The sequence below is a fragment of the Peribacillus sp. B2I2 genome (genome assembly GCF_041261685.1).
Lineage (GTDB): Bacteria > Bacillota > Bacilli > Bacillales > DSM-1321 > Peribacillus.
Window position 1 is genome coordinate 3,109,057 of the sequence record NZ_JBGCCB010000001.1, and the last position, 18,290, is coordinate 3,127,346.

Here is an 18,290-nt window from a genome sequence, read left to right on the forward strand (position 1 = left end):
CTGCTTTTTTCATTTACGGTCTGAGGAATATGTCCATCCATCTTCCTGGTAAACCTTTTCTTCTTTCATCAGTTTACCCAGAGCACGTTTGAACGCTCCCTTGCTTAAACCGAAGTTAAACTGGATATCATCAGGTGGCGTTTTGTCGCCATATGGCATAGCACCGCCACGATTCATTAAATAAGTGAAAATGACATCAGCATCTTCCCCCATTAAATCTTGTTTAAAGGGAATTAAAGAAACGTTAAGCGTTCCATCTTCTTTACTATCAATGACGCGCCCTTCAACTAATTCACCAAGGCGAGGCTCCTCCTTGCGTTCACTTTCGTGAATGAAACAGCGGTATCCTTCTTGGGAAACAAAGAAAGACCCAACCATAAGCAAACGATAGACATTTCCCTTAACAGTGGTATTACGGACTCCTTTTAAAGGAGCCTTTACTGCAATCTCCTGGATTACATCTTCCGTTGCAAGTTTACCAAACAGACGGTCATTACGATCTGTCTTTAGGGATACATATAGACGGTCGCCAACCTCAGGCCATAGACGATCAATATTCGGAAGGTCGTCCAGAGATACAAGAATATCTTTGGAAAGGCCGATGTTCACAAAAACACCAAGTTTCCTTTTCACATTGACAACTTCCGCCCAGCCATACTGATCAATCTGAATTTCGGGGATCTTCATTGTCGCTGTTAGCCTTGCTTGTTTATCATGGTAGATGAATACAGTTACTTCATCTCCAAGTTCAAGTTCCGTTCCTTCATTCATTTCATTATGATGAAGTAAGACATCTTCTGAACCGTCAGTTAAAAACCATCCGAAATCAGCCTTACGTTCCACTTCTAACTCTACAGCCAAACCGGCCTGAATTTTTTGCATGTATTTAAATCCTCCTGTGACTTACCTTTACCTACAATTGTACCCAATTATTTATTTTCCCATCATATTTGAATTTATCATTTTTTTCTTGTTCTGTATACCTATTACGGTTTTTTTTTTCACCCTTGCCGTCTTCATCTAAAGCCTGAGGGACCAGAATCTGTCCTTGTTTACCATTACTATGCATGATCCTTTGGATAATTGGCTCGGTTTATATGGTTTAATTAAATAATCTTAGCTCCCAAGGAGATTCCCTTTTCCCTTTCATCAAGTGCGGTCGATACTTATCTACCTGACCGATCTTCTGATCCTGCAATTTCAATCTTAGTTATTTCGATGATATAATTTAGCGATCAACTGAAAGGAAAAAGAAAACATTCATGACAAAAAAATTGTATTATACGTCCACCAAGACTTCCCGATGGGAAACCCAAATCCGGGAGACCTTTGAAGAAAATGGCTTTTACTACATCACTCTTGAAGAAACCGCCTTTTATCCCGAAGGGGGCGGCCAGCCTGCAGATACTGGAAAAATAGAAGGAATCACCGTTCTTGACGTTATAAATAGCAATGATGGAAGGATTCTTCATAAGACTGAAACACGGCCAGGTTCAGAGATGGTTCACTGTGAAATTGATTGGTCCCGCCGTTTCGATCATATGCAACAGCATAGCGGCCAGCATTTACTCTCTGCAGTCTGTCGGGAATTGTTTGACGCTAATACGGTCAGCTTTCATCTTGGAAAGGAATATTTAACGATCGATATTACATCCGGATCTAAATGGACTGAAGTACATACGGCTGCAGTTGAAAAGCAAGTTAATCAATATATCATTGAGAATCGAGAAATACTGATATATTACGTGACAAAAGAGCAATTACAGACACTTCCTGTCGTCAAAATGCCTAAAGTGTCTGAGAATATCCGTATTGTTGAAATAGAAGGAATTGAGTATAACCCTTGCGGTGGAACCCATGTAGAAAGAACCGGGGAGATTGGCTTAATAAAAATTTTCAAAACGGAGAAGCAGAAAGAACATACCCGCCTCTATTTTAAGTGTGGCTTCAGGGCATTGGACGATTTTTCCGAGAGTCTTGGAATTCTTTCAGCCTTATCGACTAAATTCAATACCGGACGTACAGAGATACTTAATAGGGTGGAGAAACTGGAAAATGACTACAAGCAGCTGCTATCGGAAAATGAAAACTTAAAACTTGAAAATGCCAAGTATCTTGCTGACACCCTGCTTGCTGAAAATGTAGGGGGATTCATCTCTCATATTTTCGAAGATAGCTCAATGAAAGAACTGCTTTACCTTTCAGGTACGATTGTAAAAAAGGAAAAGGTCATCTTATTATTAGCATCACGTAAGGAGCAAAAGGTTATTCTTTCGCACAGTGGGTCCTTCCCCTTACATTGCGGACAATACTTTAAAGCTGAACTCAGTTCTTATAATGGGAAAGGCGGAGGGAACGAACAGACTGCACAAGCAGGTTTTGCATCACAAAATGACCTAATGGCATTTTACCAATACACAGTTGAAAAATTAGGCCAAAATCCTGGTGAATAAAACTTCTGCGAAATAGTCTATGCCAACTCGTGATCTATTTTACAGAAATAAGAAGATAGAGGACAGTTAAAGTCCTCTATCTCCTTATTCTTCTATTTTCAATTTCCGTAACCCTTCTTTTTCAATATGAAGATGATATTTTTCTTCAAGCTCCATGATACGTATAAATGCTTTCTCCTGAGTATATTCATGGTTTTCCGATTCCTCGGCAAATTCTTTTCTTGCCATATGATAGGCCAGCTTATCCCTGAACACGCCTTCTTCATACTCATCTATGACTTCATGAAGTTGATCCTCCAGTTCCTTGCTTAAATCATATATTTCATATTCCTTCACATACTGTACTCCTTCCATGCCGAAATCTTTGGCAAAGGAATTAAGATACTGTTCCATCTCACTGAATTCTTTATTATTTTCAGTATCGGAAGCAACCCAATATCCGTACTGAACCATTTTGAATAATGTTTCATATTGTTTCTTGGTAAAATTGATCTTCATTGTCCATTAACTCCTTTTCCGGTTTCCTTACATCAAAAAGAATAAACCGCAATGGAACAAAAGTCCAATGCGGTTCATTCTCAATCCATTATTTCCGTTACAGAAAAATAAGCTGCTTTTTCCGTATCTACAACATAATGGCAATCGCCTTTAACCAAATTATAATAACGGTGCTTTTGAATATTTGAAATCATTTGAGTGGAGTCATCGCCCTCTACCTCATGCTCTAATTCTTTGCCGCCTGGAAAATAAAAACCAACTTTCAATTTCATCTTTCTCATCCTTCCCTTCATCTGGTTGAATCTCTCTTTTATTTCTTATCCTTTCTAATGCAGTTATAAACATAAATAAAGTGCTTATTCACTTTTCCCATGATATTCTAGGGAAAACTACAAAAAAAGAAGGTGTTTTTGATGAAAATCAGGAAAGCGAGAGAAGAAGATGTAAATGGAATAGCAAATGTACATATAAACAGCTGGCAAACGACATATAAAGGGATCCTCCCGGATCAATACTTGTCTTCCTTGAATCTGGAAGCCAGAAAGAAAAATTGGCAAAGAAATTTAAAGATGCTGCATAATGCCACCTTTGTTACGGAAAATGCCAATGGGGAAATCATCGGTTTCGCTGCCGCAGGGCCTGAACAAACGAATGATCCGCATATTCAAGGGGAAGTATATGCTGTCTATTTTTTAAAAGAATATCAACGACAGGGATTTGGCCGAAAAATGATAAAAGCGGTCATACATGAGCTCATTAAAATGGAACATAAGAATTTAATAATCTGGGCATTGAAGGATAATCCTTCTTGCGGTTTTTACAAGGCGCTCGGCGGTCAAGTCATTGCTGAAAAAACCGTTAGAATGGCTGGCATCGAGCTTATCGAAGTCGGTTTTGGGTGGAAAGATATGCAGGATATCCTTTTTCATTTGTGAGCGTAACCTGGAGGATGGTTACATTCCACCCTCCTCTCATGTCTCGATAAGGAAAGCATTTTTCTCATTACCTAAAAAATAAAGCCGGTGCAATGGCCTTGTCATTGTTACATATAGCAGTTTGATATCAAGCTCATTTTCACGGCAATATGCTTCTTCCAGGGATATTGCAAATACGACATCGAATTCCAGACCTTTGGCTTGATATGAAGGAACAATTAACGTCTTATCCTTGGGGATGTTTCCCGCCTCATTTATTAAATGAAAGCCTTGATGGAATCCACTAAGTTTCTCGTTTGCCAATTTACAATCTTTCATCGTTTTTGCAATGACGGCAAACGTTTTGAAACCTTCCCCTTTAAGCCCTTCAATAAGTTCGATCAGCCTTTCTTCCCAGCCTTCCTTTTCTATGGAAATGAATTCCGGATTCCGGCCATGACGGACTACAGGTTCTACTTCCGGGAAATCGTATGTTAACAACTGTAGAATCCGGTTAGCTTGTTTCATTATTTCAACAGTGGTTCTATAACTTTTTTGTAATTCAGTATACGTCGCCCTCGGGAAAATACGATGGTGAACTTCCTCCCATGTCTGAAGTCCGCGGTATGAATGGATGCCTTGTGCAAGGTCGCCTACGAGTGTGAACATGTCAGTATCCACTGCGGTTTTGAGTGCCTGTAACTGCATGAAACTATAATCCTGAGCCTCATCAATGACGACATTTTTTGCTTTGTTTTCTTTGTCGACACCAAAAAGCCGCTCCTGAAGGTATAATAATGCACCTAAGTCCTCCATTTCGTAACATTTATCAGAAAAATGTTTTTGATTATACTCACATAAAGCATTGGCATCTTCAACAGTAAGTTTACCGTTACTGTACGAGGCGAGCCGCTCCGGATCTTGATATAATTCCTGATAGTATTGGAGAAGATCCTTCCTTTTGAATTGCTTAAAATAGCCTTTTACGGAAGAACGGATCGCCTTTTTGATCTGCCCGATCCTTTCTTCTTTTTTATCGAGGCATTTTGTAACAAATTCCTTACGTACGACTGGATCGATATTCTTATAGAGAGCCTTCTCGATTTTGGCCTCATAAAAATCAACAGCACGTTCAAGCATTATTTTCTTTTTCAATTTCACTTCATTTTGTAAAATGGCCTTCAGTTTGTCCAGCCTGCTGTATAACGGTAAATACCAATAATCCTCTTCCAATAACCTTATGAACTTCTTAGCGGAATAGAGGCGATATTTATCACAATAAAAATCTGTATCCGGATGAAACCCCTGGAAAATATCCTTTACATATTCGTCCAAAATATATTTAAATGCAGGGGAGCCCTTTAGACCTGATATCCAGACAGCGGTCTTTATTTCTTCATCATCCTTTTCCAGCAATCGAGTTAATTTATCATCCGCTACAAGCTTCACTTGCTTACCTATCGCTGCCTGAACATATTCGGAAAATGTGTATTGTTTTACTTTTTCAACACCCAATTCTGGTAATGCTTCAGATATGTAATCAATGAACACCCTGCTCGGTGCAAGAATCATTAATTGTCGCGGATCGAACAAGTCTTTATAATGGTAAATGAAATATGAGATTCTATGTAAAGCAATTGTTGTTTTACCACTGCCCGCTGCGCCCTGGACTATGATTGGCTTGTTCAAATCTGCACGAATGATTTTATTTTGTTCTTCCTGGATCGTGGTAATGATATCTGTCAATCGATTACTGGAACTTTTAGAAAGGGATTCCTGCAACAATTCATCCGTTGTTGTTAAATCAATATCCCTTACCTCTTCCAAGACACCTTCTTCTATCATTAGTTGCCTCTTTAAAGTGATGTTCCCGCAAAATGTTTCCCCTTCCGCTTCATATTCAATTTCACCAATCCGCCCCTCATAATAAAGGTTTGCAATTGGTGATCGCCAATCGACGATGATCTGTTCCTGGCTTTCCCTCTGATAAAGGGATGTTTTTCCGAAATAAAGCACTTCGCCACTTTCACCATCATTCCTTTCAAAATCCACTCTTGCAAAGTAAGGCTTTTTACTGGCTTTGCGTAAACTTTCAAGTTCAGATTTGGACATTTCAAAAAAGTTGGCTGTAGTCAGCAACTGAGAATATAAGGCGGATTCAGACCAATCGGCATCACCAAAAGCTTCTTGCATATTCCGCTGAAATTGATCTTTGCTTGTTTCTGATGTTTTGATTACTACATCGATATAACGTTTGGTAAAATCCAGCCTTTGTCGTTCATGTTCGAAATCAGGGTGACTTCCCAAAAAAACCACTCTCCCTTCCTTATTTATTTATCAAACTAAAAAAATTCCGATGCTAAGACGAAATGGACATTTATACTATCAGAAAACCCAATGGTTGACAAATCTGGATACATAGAATTATATACTTGAAATTAACTTTTCCGATATTTCACATAATTTGAAGAATGCACTATATATTCTAGATTGGACGTTGCTATAAAATGTTGACTTATGAAAGAGCATCCAAAATGCTTTCAGGAGGAAATCTTTAATACATTTCAGAAATCAAAAGTGGATCAGTTTATCCAAAAGAATGATGTTAATGGACATTATACTATTCTTAATGATATGCAGGGAATTTATTGTATATCAAGAAAATGTCAAACCCATCAAGCATGCTTTGGAACAAATTCTTTTATGGCGATGCGAAATCATTTTTCTCTCGGAATGATCTTTAACATGAGAATAATCAACACAAAAAAGCACTTCTATTAGGGTAAAGTGCTCGGTTAAACCATTCTGCTCCTACAATTGTCATCAACTCTTAACATAAAAAACGCTAATTTAATGTTTCTATGGAAATCTTACATTATATACTTAAATTACAATTTAATTTTCTGAGAAAGAGGGTACTGTCATGGAAATAAATAAAAGACAACCAATGCTATCCCCTAAATTAATCCATGAACTTGAAATTTTATCATCCAAAACAAATATGCCTGTTTCTGAATTACTGGAAATATCTGTAGTATCACTGCTAGAAAAAGTGAATAATACCAAAGAACTCAATGTTGGTCTTAATAATAAGGAAATGATTTTAAGAAATAAAATCATCATTAATCAAAATAAAGAAGTTTTGAATAAACAAAGCACTTGACCATAATAGGTTAAGTGCTTTTTGCTTCCTAACTGCCACTGTATTAATGGAATAGATATTCTATCGTGGTTTCCAATGTAATATTTATACCTTAAGATTTCATTGATGCCCCAATAAAGTAGTCGCTAAATTCCCTTCATATTAAAAAAATCATATCGGTTTGAATGTGTAATTTCGCATAAAAACATCGACAAATTTTCAAGTCCCCCTAACGTTGTCCAACCCAGGCCATGCTTTTCGTTTGCATCTGCGGAACAAGTAGATCTCTGTGAATAGAATAATGGTTAGAAAGCATCCTTATCACCAAGTTTAATACTTCTATTTTAAAACAAAAAAACATGTAGGCAAAAGGAGTTCTATCTACATGTTAAACAAATTTGATTGGAACGGGTGTGCGCGACTCCTGCGGGGAAAAGCGCGTCCAAGCGAGACCTCACATGCGCAAAGGCGCCGATTAGGCTCCCGGACCGCCCGCGGAAAGCGAGTGCCCTACTTTCCAATTAACGTTCGATTTTTTACAAACCCTCAAAAAAACTGTAGACAAATTTGATTTTCATCAAGTTTGTCTACAGTCTGAAGCAGCTATTAAACCGCTTATCAATTGTCATGTATGTACCTTCTATGAAATCATGTATCCCTCTATGATCTTTTATTATGCCAACCATGGATGCACTAATTTGGCAATAGAGTTTATTGATTTAAATGATCGATGTACAAACAGAATAATAAAAAAATGGGGACCTTCAATAGTTAAGTCAATGCTTAAAAGTTCTGAAGCAGTTGCAAAAGTAGTTGCGAAAGAATTGGGATATTCTAAAACCAATTATCTCTCTAAGAAAGCAGTTGTATATTACAATAAGAAAGGGAAGCCAAAATATATAGTTAGAGACATAGATAGTCATAATGGCGGTTCTTGGAAAGGTGCATCAACAGTAAAAGATCTAGGAAGTAAGAAAACTAGATCTGGAACTTACGATATAGATTTAAATAGAATAGGGGATTAAATAATTTATGGAAAGAATTCAACAATTCAATGTTAATTTTAAGGACGAAGAAACCCCATTTTTTCAGGTAGATACAAATCATAGAATAAGATTTGGAATGGATGAAATAAGCGGGAGTCTTCTTACAACTATCCTTAAAGACATATTCAACACTAATGAAAAGATTGATACGTCTTTTATTATAGGAAATATAACAAATAATAAAAGGCATCATGAAAAAAATGGGATAGGTAAATCAATCAAAATAAACAATTGGGAAGAAGTCATAGTTAAAGATGAAGAAATGGATGCTGAGATAATTTATGCTACAGTAAAGGGTCTAAATAATTCAGATGTGTATAATTATTGTAAGAAAGTCCACCAAGGGCATAGAGAAGCTTATATCGTTTTTTATAATGATAGGTTCCTCATTTATGTGAATAATGATGTTCTCGATATTATTTCTAATGATAGTAATTTGATTCGAGAATTGAAAGTTAAATACGAAAAACATCTTAATGAGTATTACGCGTAACAAGTACATTATAATAATGTGTGATTTTAACCATAGTGAGTCCTCTGTGTATAAGGGGCTCATTATGGTCTTTTTGTGAGGGTAATTATACTTAGTGTACCTCACCTTTTTCCCCTAAGCATTATCACCCAATAAAAGTCATCTTTCATTGCACAAAGTCTTGAAAAACGGAGCATATGAGAGTATTCAGGAGTAAATCAAAGGACTCTTGATATCTATTCCTCAGTCCTTGTCATTTTTACTTATAATTTTCATCAACATTGAAGCATAAGGGGTAACTAATTTCCTTTAATATCCAAATAGTTACTAACTTTATTCTGATTGTAATTATCGTATGTAAAGTTCTCATTGATCATCTTCATTTCTAGTAACAACTTATTAATTGTCATTAATAATTCACTCTTCTTGCTTGCTTAGGATATAAGTCAACATTTCATACATCTTATCTGCATATGCTAATTTGTTATTTCCACCACGATGCTCAACTTTTACAATAGGATCATCTAATATTTTCTTAATGATAAACTTATTTTTATCCTTCAAATAAGTGAAATAACCTTCCCACTCTTTGAGCTGCGCTTGTTTGGAATATCCTGTTTTCACTTTTTCATTTAATGCTTCACATAGTGCTTTGTTGTTTTTGAAAATTTCTCCTTCACTAAGGTTTCATGTGTTGATAATATTACTCATTTTAATATTCCGTTACTCCTTTCATCCTTTAAATAATATAGTTTGATTACTGACTCCTATTTTTTCTGCAACCTCATTTGTATTGGATATCTAAAACCTTACAAATAAACTCTAAGCCTCTCATTACTCTCACTCCAAATCTGATTGAATCAACTTTCCCTACACTAATAAATAATCTGATTAAATCAGATTGTAAATAATATACATGTAAATATTTAGTATTAACGTTAGAAATTCTACCTTATTACCTTGTTTTTAATAATCCACCTTTAACTTTTTACAAAAATAAGATACAATTTAAATGATGCACAGTTTAAAACATACAAGATCGTAAACTGCTTTTTGTATGAATCAGCGTAAAACTAATGAAACAAAGTGTTGGACACGTTGAAACAAAAGTATTTTGGAGGAATGTAAATAAATGATTACAGTAAATAATGTTGGTTTACGTTATGGCGATCGTAAACTGTTTGAAGATGTTAATATAAAATTCACGCCTGGTAACTGCTACGGTCTGATAGGTGCTAATGGTGCGGGTAAATCCACGTTCCTAAAAATCCTTTCCGGTGAAATTGAAGCACAATCCGGTGATGTCCATATGGGGCCTGGCGAACGCCTTGCCGTTCTAAAACAAGATCACTTCGCTTTTGAAGAAGAAGAGGTCCTTAAAGTTGTCATTATGGGACACGAAAGATTATATGAAGTCATGCAAGAAAAAGATGCCATCTATATGAAGGAAAACTTCACGGACGAAGACGGAATGAAAGCGGCCGAACTTGAAGGTGAATTTGCCGAATTAAATGGTTGGGAAGCTGAACCTGAAGCTTCCATTCTCTTAAAAGGCCTTGGTATTGCAGAAGACCTGCATACAAAGAAAATGGCAGAATTGAACGGTGGCGACAAAGTTAAAGTATTGCTTGCCCAGGCACTATTCGGTAAGCCGGATGTTCTATTACTGGATGAGCCTACCAACCACTTGGACTTAAAAGCGATCAAATGGCTGGAAGAGTTCTTGATCAACTTTGAAAACACAGTTATCGTAGTTTCCCATGACCGTTACTTCCTTAACAAAGTTTGTACACATATTGCGGATCTAGATTTCGGTAAAATCAAAGTTTATATCGGTAACTATGACTTCTGGTATGAATCAAGCCAGCTTGCCCTTAAATTGACTCAAGATGCCAACAAGAAAAAAGAAGAAAAAATCAAAGAGCTTCAAAATTTCATCGCTCGATTCAGTGCCAATGCATCCAAATCAAGCCAGGCGACATCCCGTAAGAAATTATTGGACAAAATCAGCTTGGATGACATACAGCCTTCTTCTCGCCGCTATCCATATGTCGGCTTTTCACCTGAGCGTGAAATCGGGAATGACCTGCTTCGTGTAGATGGAATCTCGAAAACGATCGATGGCATAAAAATATTGGATAATGTCAGCTTCACAATGAATAAGGGTGACAAAATCGCTTTTGTCGGTAAAGATGAGATTGCCAAAACAACAATGTTCAAAATCTTGGCAGGTGAAATTGAACCGGATAGCGGCTCATTCAAATGGGGCGTTACGACCTCTCAGGCATACTTCCCTAAAGATAATGCCGAGTTCTTTGAAGGTGTCGATTTAACTCTTGTCGATTGGCTCCGTCAATATTCTCCTAATGACCAGAGCGAAAGCTTCCTGCGCGGTTTCTTGGGCAGAATGTTATTCTCTGGCGATGAAGTTACGAAAAAGGCAAGTGTTCTTTCAGGGGGCGAAAAAGTCCGCTGTATGCTTTCTAAAATGATGTTAAGCGGTTCGAACGTGCTAATGCTTGATGAACCTACTAACCATCTAGACTTAGAGTCAATTACGGCATTGAATAACGGTTTGATCAGCTTTAAAGGATCGATGATCTTCTCTTCTCATGATCATCAGTTCATCCAAACTATAGCGAACCGAATCATTGAACTTACACCAAAAGGTACAGTTGATAAGCAAATTAGCTATGATGAATACCTTGAAAATAGCCAATTACAAAAACAAGTGGCTGAAATGTACAAATAAGATTTATGAAAGCACATCCTTATTGGATGTGCTTTTTTTTGGTTCCTGATTCTCCCTACCTGCATTTGTTTCATTCCTTCAATGCATTGAAGGTATAAAAAACACTCTGCAATAAATATAATAATATTCCTTGAAAGATGGGCACTGAATAATTTCATGGTTAAAAAGGTATATTGGTAAGGAAGGAGTGAGTTGAATTGGATGGTCATACAGTGAAAAATATTTTTGAGGATACAGGATACCTTTTTTTATATGATAAATTCAGTTATCAATTTTATGTATCCGGATTGTTCGACTTAGTGGATCAAGAAAAAATAATTTCGGATTTTTTAAATACTTATGGCTTCGAGGATAAAAATCCACTCTTTTTTGACGACTTTTCCTTTTACTTTAATTGTTTTCATTATTCCCACCAAAAGCAAAATTTGTTAAATTTCTTGAAAGCCGAGTATGATGAACAAATTTGTTAAATACAAAAGGCCAGGTAAACTGATCCGGCCTTTTCTTAAAACATACACGATTCAAAAAAGGTAAGCGCATATCAGTGCTTTTACCTTAGACTGTAGACAAACTCGATGAAAATCGATTTTGTCTACAGTTTTTTTATGGGTGTACAATTTAGACGTTGATTTCCGCTCCAGGCACTCTTTCCGCGGGCGGTCCGGGAGCCTCCTCGGTGCCTTTGCGCCTGCGGGGTCTCCCCCTGGACGCGCTTTTCCCGCAGGAGTCTCGCACACTCGCTCCAATCAACTTTGTTTTAACTTTTAGATAGAACCCTTTTGCCTAGAATTATTAAAATCTTGAGGTGATGAGGATGCTTTTAAACATGATTCTATTCAGCGAGATCAACTTGAAATGATTACTTTAGATCAACTGGTGCCAGCGAACCAGTTGGTTCGTAAAATTGAGGAGAAGAATGGAAAAAAATAAGAGACTGTCCATTCTAGAAGAGATACTACCATCCATAGGACTTCTTTGTATCGTAACCTATTGGTAGAACTATAAAAGCCAGTCTCTTAATAAAAAGAACTGGCAACTTTCTCTATTACATTCTTTTTGCTCCTAAATACCTTTTCTTCCAATAACTATTATCCATAGAGGAAATGCTAACACCATTTGATGAGGAGCTGTGTATGAATTGATTACCACCTATATAAATACCAGCATGTGAGGCACCAGGTTTATAGGTTTCATAAAAGACCAAATCTCCAACTTGTGGTTTGGACACTTTTGTCCCCTTTTTATAGATTTCCGATACCGTTCTTGGTAAAGTGACATCTGCACCTTTATCGAAAGCGTATTTTAGGAATCCGCTGCAATCAAAACCTTTTGGTGTAGTTCCACCCCATACATACCGTACATTCAAATGTTTTTTTGCTTCATTCACAATCGCAGTAGATTTATTGCTTGTTTTATTAATATTAGCTACGTTGGATGTCTGCTTTTTTACCCCCAAAGCTTTATATGTATTGGGACCTACAATACCATCAGCTTTTAAGCCTTTACTTTTTTGGAACTTTACGACTGCACTTTTAGTAACGGTACCAAAATATGTAGTTGTATTATTACTCTTAAAGTATGCTTTTTTCTTTAGAACCTCTTGTAATTGTTTTACTTCTGTATGAGTCATTCCACTTTTTAATGTACGATCGCCCAATGCAGCATTACTAACCAACGGATTTGATAGTAACAATCCAGAGACTACAAAAGATGCTATAATTTTTTTCATTTTCTCCCCCGATAAAATTTCTTTTTTTATAATTTTATCATCTTTAAGTGACACACATATTTACCTAATTTTACATTATCATTACAAATTTGTGCATAAAGTGTGCATAAAATACAAAATAACTAAAATATCCCTAACGTTCCCGAAAGGTGTTAAGACTATGGACTATGGATCATCCTAAAATAGTTTCTTTTTTTCGAACCACATATACTCTACTTCTTATAGTCCCTAATAGATTTTTCTGGAATTAGGGTGAAAAAATAAACAATAGGTAGTAGATATTATTGTTTAATACTTAAGAGTAAATGAAAAAGGCTGCCTTAAATACAGTTTAAGTACATTTTTTCACATACTCAATAAAAAGAGTCGTTTTCCCTATAAGAGAAACGACTCTTTTGTTAAACATGGCAATAAATTGACCAACGTTGTATCCATGTTTTATATATTTCGAGAATCCGATACTACTTCCTTCACTCCATTGCGTTTTAAAGCAGTACTCAGTATCACAATCGTGCTTACTAATCCAATCCAAACAAGAACAGAAACAGGTGTATTCCAGGTTAAGCCTTCCCCAAAGAAGAAAAATCCTCGAAGCCCTTCTACCATAAATCTCATTGGCAACCAAGAATAAACCCAATCGTGATAAAATGGAGACATCATTTCTGGAGCCATTGCAAGCAATGGTGCACCAAAGAAAAGCATTAAGATAAAAATAGGCATACCTTTAAGCCCCAATAGTGAAAGTACAGCTAATATCATTAGAAAAAAGCTAAAGGATGTAATTGATAAAAATAAAGCCGTATCCATGAAATTCGGGATATTTAAACCAACCATACCATCTGCTATCCAGGTTAAGCCAAATCCAATTACCAGAGCTACAACCGCACCCATTAAAATTTGCCCGACCTTTCTGACAAGGTTTTCTTTTCTAGTACGGATCGGCATTTTGCTAATGGAAATAAAGATAATCGCAGCACTTGCCAAACTAGCCATCCATAATGGCTGGAATAAAGAAACAGGAGCATTTCCATTCGCACTATTCGTGCCAATTTCATTGACATTTGTGACTTTCTTAGCGATTGGAACTGCAAGGCTTGCTGCCTGTTTTGCAGTCAATGTTGCTCCTTGTTTTTCAAAACCATCAAGTAGTTGTTTTCGGACAGTGTTGTTCATGTTGTCAACTACTCCATTCAAGACCTGTCCTGCCATCGTTGAAGCAGCCGTATTCATTCCCTGATTAATAAATATTTGTACTTCAGGTGCAGAAGGTGCTGGTGTCCGTAATGATGCTTGCTTTGGACTAAAATCTTTGGGAATAACTAAAGCCGCGTAATACTTTTGATTATCTAAACCTTTTTGGACTGCCTCAATTACTGTCTACTTCTGCCCATTTTACAGTAGGGTCTCTATCCTTGGTTGATGCTGAAGACTTTTGTATCATTTCAACAATCGTTTGCCCCATGTTCATCTTTGGTTGATTAGGAATTTCCACTCCTTCATCCTCATTTACGATTGCAATCGGCAGATTTTTCGGTTGTGATTGAACCGATGGAAATAATGTCAGTGAAAAAATAAAAATAACTGCAAATGCGATGATAGGTGAAATCAATACCAGTTTGTTTTTAAACATATTTTTCCCCTCCTTGGTTTGGGTTTATAATAAAGAACAACCTGTTGTTTTATTTACTACATTCAAATTATAATTTGGGGACTAGTTCTGTTTCAATAATCAAAAATGTCACATGTGTTGGTTACGGAACACCTTTTATAAATGTGTTGGATAAAATCAAGGAGGAATTAACTTGCTAGATAGTAATACGGATTTACGGATCATCCGGACAAAAGAGTCCATCCGAAATGCACTAGTAGAATTAATCGATGAAAAAGGGTTCAAAGCAATTACGGTTAAAGACATAACAACCAGAGCAAAAATTAATAGAGGCACATTTTATGCACACTTTCAAGACAAATTTGATTTAATGACTAAATACGAAGAAGAAATCATGCTTGAAATGTCCAGAATTGCAAAACAGAACTTTCCAGGTGTTATTGCCACACTTGGAACCGACTCTCCGACTTTAGCACCGTTTAACCTCTCAGTTTCAATATTTGAGTATATTAATGAAAATAGTGGATTTATGAAAGCTGTGTTAGGTCCAAAAGGAGATTTATCATTTCAAACAAGACTGAAAGAATTTATGTGGAATACACTGTTTGGAAATAATCCAAACGCACTTATTAAGGAGGAAATTTTACTTGTTCCAGGACAATATTTTGCTTCTTACGTTGCATCTGCACATATAGGAGTAATTCAACAATGGTTGGATAGTGGCAGGAAAGAATCCCCTCAAGAAATGGCTCGTATCCTATCAACCATTACAGTTAATGGTCCCTTCTTTGCAGCAGGTTTAAAAAAATAAATCACACAGGGATAAAGGGACAATACCATGAAAAATAGGTACTGTCCCTTTATTATAAATATGCTTATACTCTAAACTGCCCCTTTAGTTCCATAAAAAAAGGCTGTCTAAACAACAGCCTGACTATTTCACCCTAAGTTAGTCTTCTTGTATCTATTTATGGTCCATAAAAAATCATAAATAGCATTAGAAATATGTTTAATACTAACAAAATCTTACCAAAGAGATTTTTTATAGCTAAAACAGAAAATACAATAGAAATTATGAATGAAAAAATCGCTAGTTTTGGTGGAAAATACACAACGTCTAAAATGCTTGACATAGAAAAATACAAAAGAAAAATGCTAATAAATATAAATAACATTGAAAAAATTAATGCTATCGTGATATAAATAAAAGTCCTGAGTTTTTTCAGATGTTGTTTCTCATAACTATAATCAACCATTTTCCCCTCCTGATATTAAGTTTGTTTACTCCTTAAAAATCAACCTTTACCGAATACTATTCTCTTTCTGAACAATAAATACCTTCATCAACTATTCTGCCCCTTTAGTTAATTAAGCAAAAATTCCACCTTATGGTAGCCCCAGATCTAAGCTACCGAACCTCGTAGTTGAAGAATTTTCTATTTGGAATTTATGTAATAAACCAGATTATCAGTCCATTCACCAAATTCAAAAATAAATCCTTTTCTTATGCATTCAAACTCCATGCCTACACTCTCTGCTAACTTATAAGAAGGTGTGTTATCAACGTTTATATGAGCCTCAATTCGGTGGAAATTTAAGTCTTTAAAGGCGATATTAATGGCTTCTTTTACTGCCTCTTTACAATAACCATTTCTCCAATATTGATTATGAATAGTGTAACCTATCCTACCCCATTGAAAGTCATTTCTCTCTAAGGTGGAAAAATCTATCGTTCCAAGATGTGTACCGTCTTCTTTCCTAAAGACACCAAAAACATATGCTATATCATCCACTGCTAATTCTTGATGTTTTTCCACTAAGTTGGTAAACCATTCCTCTATACATTCACTCATATCAATCTTCCCTTGATCATACCTGTGTTGAGAAGGATGTCTATTTTTAAATTCGCTAAGCCAATTTTTAAAATCATTTTCCTTTAATGGTCTTATTACTAATCTTCCTGTTTCAGAAACGCAGTCAAATTTGTTCAAATAAAACAACCTTTCTATTTAGGTCTTTTCTTAACTCTTAATATCTCTCCATTTTAAAATAAATCCAATTATTAACTATTCGCCTTAACAGTATAAATCCCTTTTTGCAACGTATTCAATCTTCAACTAAACTGCCACGTTAGTTCCATAAGAATAAGCTGTTGCTTTGAAATAAAGTTTGATCAAAATTAACTCACAAACCAGTATTTTACGATAAATAAAAAGAATCCATTTTGAAAAAAAGATTGATCAAAATGGAATCTTCTCCAGCAGATTTAAGTTTGGTTTTTATAAAAATTTTTGATCATTTTCTACCTATAGGACTTTGATATTTAATAATCTTGTTTTAGAGACCATACCAGCACTTTCTAACGTTTGTTTCGAGGGAGTGTTATAATACCAACAACCGCAAATCGGATTTAGATTATTGTCATAACACCGTTCCTTTAAATGATGAATTATCGTTCTGCCTATTCCTTTTTTTCTGTATTGTTCATTTGTAAACATGCCGATATTTCCATATCTATCAAGTAACTTACTTGTTTCCATAATCCCTATTCCAAGCAGAATACTTCCTTTGGTGTAGGTGAATATTTCCCTATTTTCAATACGTTCCTCCACTTTATCAATGAAGTCCTGACATACCTCAGTTATTTTTGCAGCATCGCTAGGCACCGCAGCTCTGAATTCCCCATCTTTAAATAATTTTCCCTTTGGAATTTCCACTTTGTTATCTTGGAAAAAGTAAGCTTGTTTTTCGATCTTATAATCATGATCTAATACCAAACTTAAAAAAAGTTCGTCGCATGTTGGAACCAGTATTGACCGAATTGAATGATCCTTAAGAACATTGTCAAAAATCTCTTGGGATTTTTTGTAGTATGATAAATCTAAATAAAATTGAGTTAGGTACTGATTACTATGTATGGCATAATAACCTGCAACTTCAGAGTTGTAACTGATTGTATAAAATACGGAATTGAGAATGTGCTCCTCTAAAAAGGAATCAATAGGAGAACTTAATGTACTAACATATCTTTGGATTAAATCCCCAATATCACTTTGTTTACATTCTTTAAAATAAAAACTCATGTTTGGACACCTCGTATTTTTGTTGATCTCATTAGTACTCATGCAATATTACTCATAAAATAAAGAGAATCTATCCAATAAATCATCTAAAAGTATTAGTGTGAAATTCTATTTTAGTTTCGTGAAATCCTTCTCTAACCTTAGTTGTACAATCTTACTTTACATTCTGGCCCGTTTGCTTAATAAGAGAAAATCCTACATTATCAAAAATCCACATATAAACGGTTGACCTTTTTCAAAACGGTGCAACTTTATTGCAAACGGTTGAACTTTGTTTTAATTCCACAAAAGCTGCCTTAAAGACAGCTTCGATTTTCAGATAACGCACCCGTAAGTGCAACAAGAAAGTTTTATTTCCAGAACCTATTAGTACATTTATTATCTTTTAAATAAATCATACGTATTTTCCCTTATACTTGCGCATATTAAAAACAATAACATTGAAAGCGAGATGGATACGTATTGTCTAAACAAGGGATGCAAAACAAGGATCAAACGCGAAAGCAAATCGAGAAACAGGATAAAAGAAATGATGTTGAATTAGGTAATGAATTTCAAATTGGAAACACAAGTTCACAGAGCTCCAAAAAAA

General features: G+C 35.7%; 15 protein-coding genes and 2 pseudogenes. 8 read left to right on the forward strand and 9 right to left on the reverse strand.

Annotation, left to right across the window (positions count from 1 at the left end; genetic code table 11):
• Positions 1-9: 9 nt before the first annotated feature.
• On the reverse strand, positions 10-882 hold the full coding sequence (locus ABIE66_RS15310) for a CvfB family protein (RefSeq protein WP_289316135.1): 873 nt from the start codon (positions 880-882) through the stop codon (positions 10-12).
• Between the two features lie 380 nt (positions 883-1,262).
• On the opposite strand from ABIE66_RS15310, the gene ABIE66_RS15315 reads away from it, so the two are divergent.
• Positions 1,263-2,453 carry an alanyl-tRNA editing protein gene (locus ABIE66_RS15315; protein ID WP_370015327.1) on the forward strand — a complete coding sequence of 397 codons (1,191 nt, stop codon included), beginning with the start codon at positions 1,263-1,265 and terminating at the stop codon, positions 2,451-2,453.
• An 84-nt stretch (positions 2,454-2,537) separates the two neighbouring features.
• Here ABIE66_RS15315 and ABIE66_RS15320 read toward each other — a convergent pair whose 3' ends face one another.
• Positions 2,538-2,951 (reverse strand): hypothetical protein, encoded by a 414-nt coding sequence (locus ABIE66_RS15320; protein ID WP_370015328.1) that lies wholly within the window; start codon positions 2,949-2,951, stop codon positions 2,538-2,540.
• A gap of 80 nt (positions 2,952-3,031) precedes the next feature.
• Positions 3,032-3,223: a hypothetical protein gene (locus tag ABIE66_RS15325; RefSeq protein WP_289325343.1), complete on the reverse strand. Its 192-nt coding sequence runs from the start codon at positions 3,221-3,223 to the stop codon at positions 3,032-3,034.
• A 141-nt stretch (positions 3,224-3,364) separates the two neighbouring features.
• Between ABIE66_RS15325 and ABIE66_RS15330 the strand changes: the two genes are divergently transcribed.
• The gene (locus ABIE66_RS15330) at positions 3,365-3,886 is read left to right on the forward strand and encodes a GNAT family N-acetyltransferase (protein WP_370015329.1); all 522 of its coding nucleotides are present in this window, start codon (positions 3,365-3,367) and stop codon (positions 3,884-3,886) included.
• Positions 3,887-3,922: 36 nt separating this feature from the next.
• Here ABIE66_RS15330 and ABIE66_RS15335 read toward each other — a convergent pair whose 3' ends face one another.
• Positions 3,923-6,172, reverse strand: coding sequence for a HelD family protein (locus ABIE66_RS15335; protein ID WP_370015330.1), 2,250 nt, complete (start codon positions 6,170-6,172; stop codon positions 3,923-3,925).
• 616 nt (positions 6,173-6,788) lie between these two features.
• Here ABIE66_RS15335 and ABIE66_RS15340 point away from each other — a divergent pair.
• The 3 genes and pseudogenes from ABIE66_RS15340 (at position 6,789) to ABIE66_RS15350 (ending at position 8,546) form a co-directional block, all read left to right on the forward strand.
• Positions 6,789-7,028, forward strand: coding sequence for a hypothetical protein (locus tag ABIE66_RS15340; protein ID WP_370015332.1), 240 nt, complete (start codon positions 6,789-6,791; stop codon positions 7,026-7,028).
• Between the two features lie 725 nt (positions 7,029-7,753).
• Positions 7,754-8,032 (forward strand): annotated as a pseudogene (locus ABIE66_RS15345) (toxin C-terminal domain-containing protein); the annotation flags it as partial.
• Between the two features lie 7 nt (positions 8,033-8,039).
• Positions 8,040-8,546 carry a hypothetical protein gene (locus tag ABIE66_RS15350; RefSeq protein WP_289325347.1) on the forward strand — a complete coding sequence of 169 codons (507 nt, stop codon included), beginning with the start codon at positions 8,040-8,042 and terminating at the stop codon, positions 8,544-8,546.
• 396 nt (positions 8,547-8,942) lie between these two features.
• Here the strand turns inward: ABIE66_RS15350 and ABIE66_RS15355 are convergent, their stop codons facing one another.
• Complete coding sequence (locus tag ABIE66_RS15355; RefSeq protein WP_370015334.1) at positions 8,943-9,149, reverse strand: hypothetical protein; 207 nt, start codon at positions 9,147-9,149, stop codon at positions 8,943-8,945.
• 508 nt (positions 9,150-9,657) lie between these two features.
• Here ABIE66_RS15355 and ABIE66_RS15360 point away from each other — a divergent pair.
• Positions 9,658-11,277: an ABC-F family ATP-binding cassette domain-containing protein gene (locus ABIE66_RS15360; RefSeq protein WP_289316127.1), complete on the forward strand. Its 1,620-nt coding sequence runs from the start codon at positions 9,658-9,660 to the stop codon at positions 11,275-11,277.
• Positions 11,278-12,322: 1,045 nt separating this feature from the next.
• Here the strand turns inward: ABIE66_RS15360 and ABIE66_RS15365 are convergent.
• Positions 12,323-13,006, reverse strand: coding sequence for a C40 family peptidase (locus ABIE66_RS15365; protein WP_289325349.1), 684 nt, complete (start codon positions 13,004-13,006; stop codon positions 12,323-12,325).
• A gap of 438 nt (positions 13,007-13,444) precedes the next feature.
• Positions 13,445-14,636: pseudogene (locus ABIE66_RS15370) on the reverse strand (YhgE/Pip domain-containing protein).
• Between the two features lie 172 nt (positions 14,637-14,808).
• Between ABIE66_RS15370 and ABIE66_RS15375 the strand changes: the two are divergent.
• On the forward strand, positions 14,809-15,426 hold the full coding sequence (locus ABIE66_RS15375; RefSeq protein ID WP_370015337.1) for a TetR/AcrR family transcriptional regulator: 618 nt from the start codon (positions 14,809-14,811) through the stop codon (positions 15,424-15,426).
• A 194-nt stretch (positions 15,427-15,620) separates the two neighbouring features.
• Positions 15,621-15,818: a hypothetical protein gene (locus tag ABIE66_RS15380; protein ID WP_289325352.1), complete on the forward strand. Its 198-nt coding sequence runs from the start codon at positions 15,621-15,623 to the stop codon at positions 15,816-15,818.
• Between the two features lie 233 nt (positions 15,819-16,051).
• Here the strand turns inward: ABIE66_RS15380 and ABIE66_RS15385 are convergent, their stop codons facing one another.
• Complete coding sequence (locus ABIE66_RS15385) at positions 16,052-16,606, reverse strand: GNAT family N-acetyltransferase (protein WP_370015340.1); 555 nt, start codon at positions 16,604-16,606, stop codon at positions 16,052-16,054.
• A gap of 315 nt (positions 16,607-16,921) precedes the next feature.
• On the reverse strand, positions 16,922-17,740 hold the full coding sequence (locus ABIE66_RS15390) for a GNAT family N-acetyltransferase (protein WP_289325354.1): 819 nt from the start codon (positions 17,738-17,740) through the stop codon (positions 16,922-16,924).
• Positions 17,741-18,290: the final 550 nt, after the last annotated feature.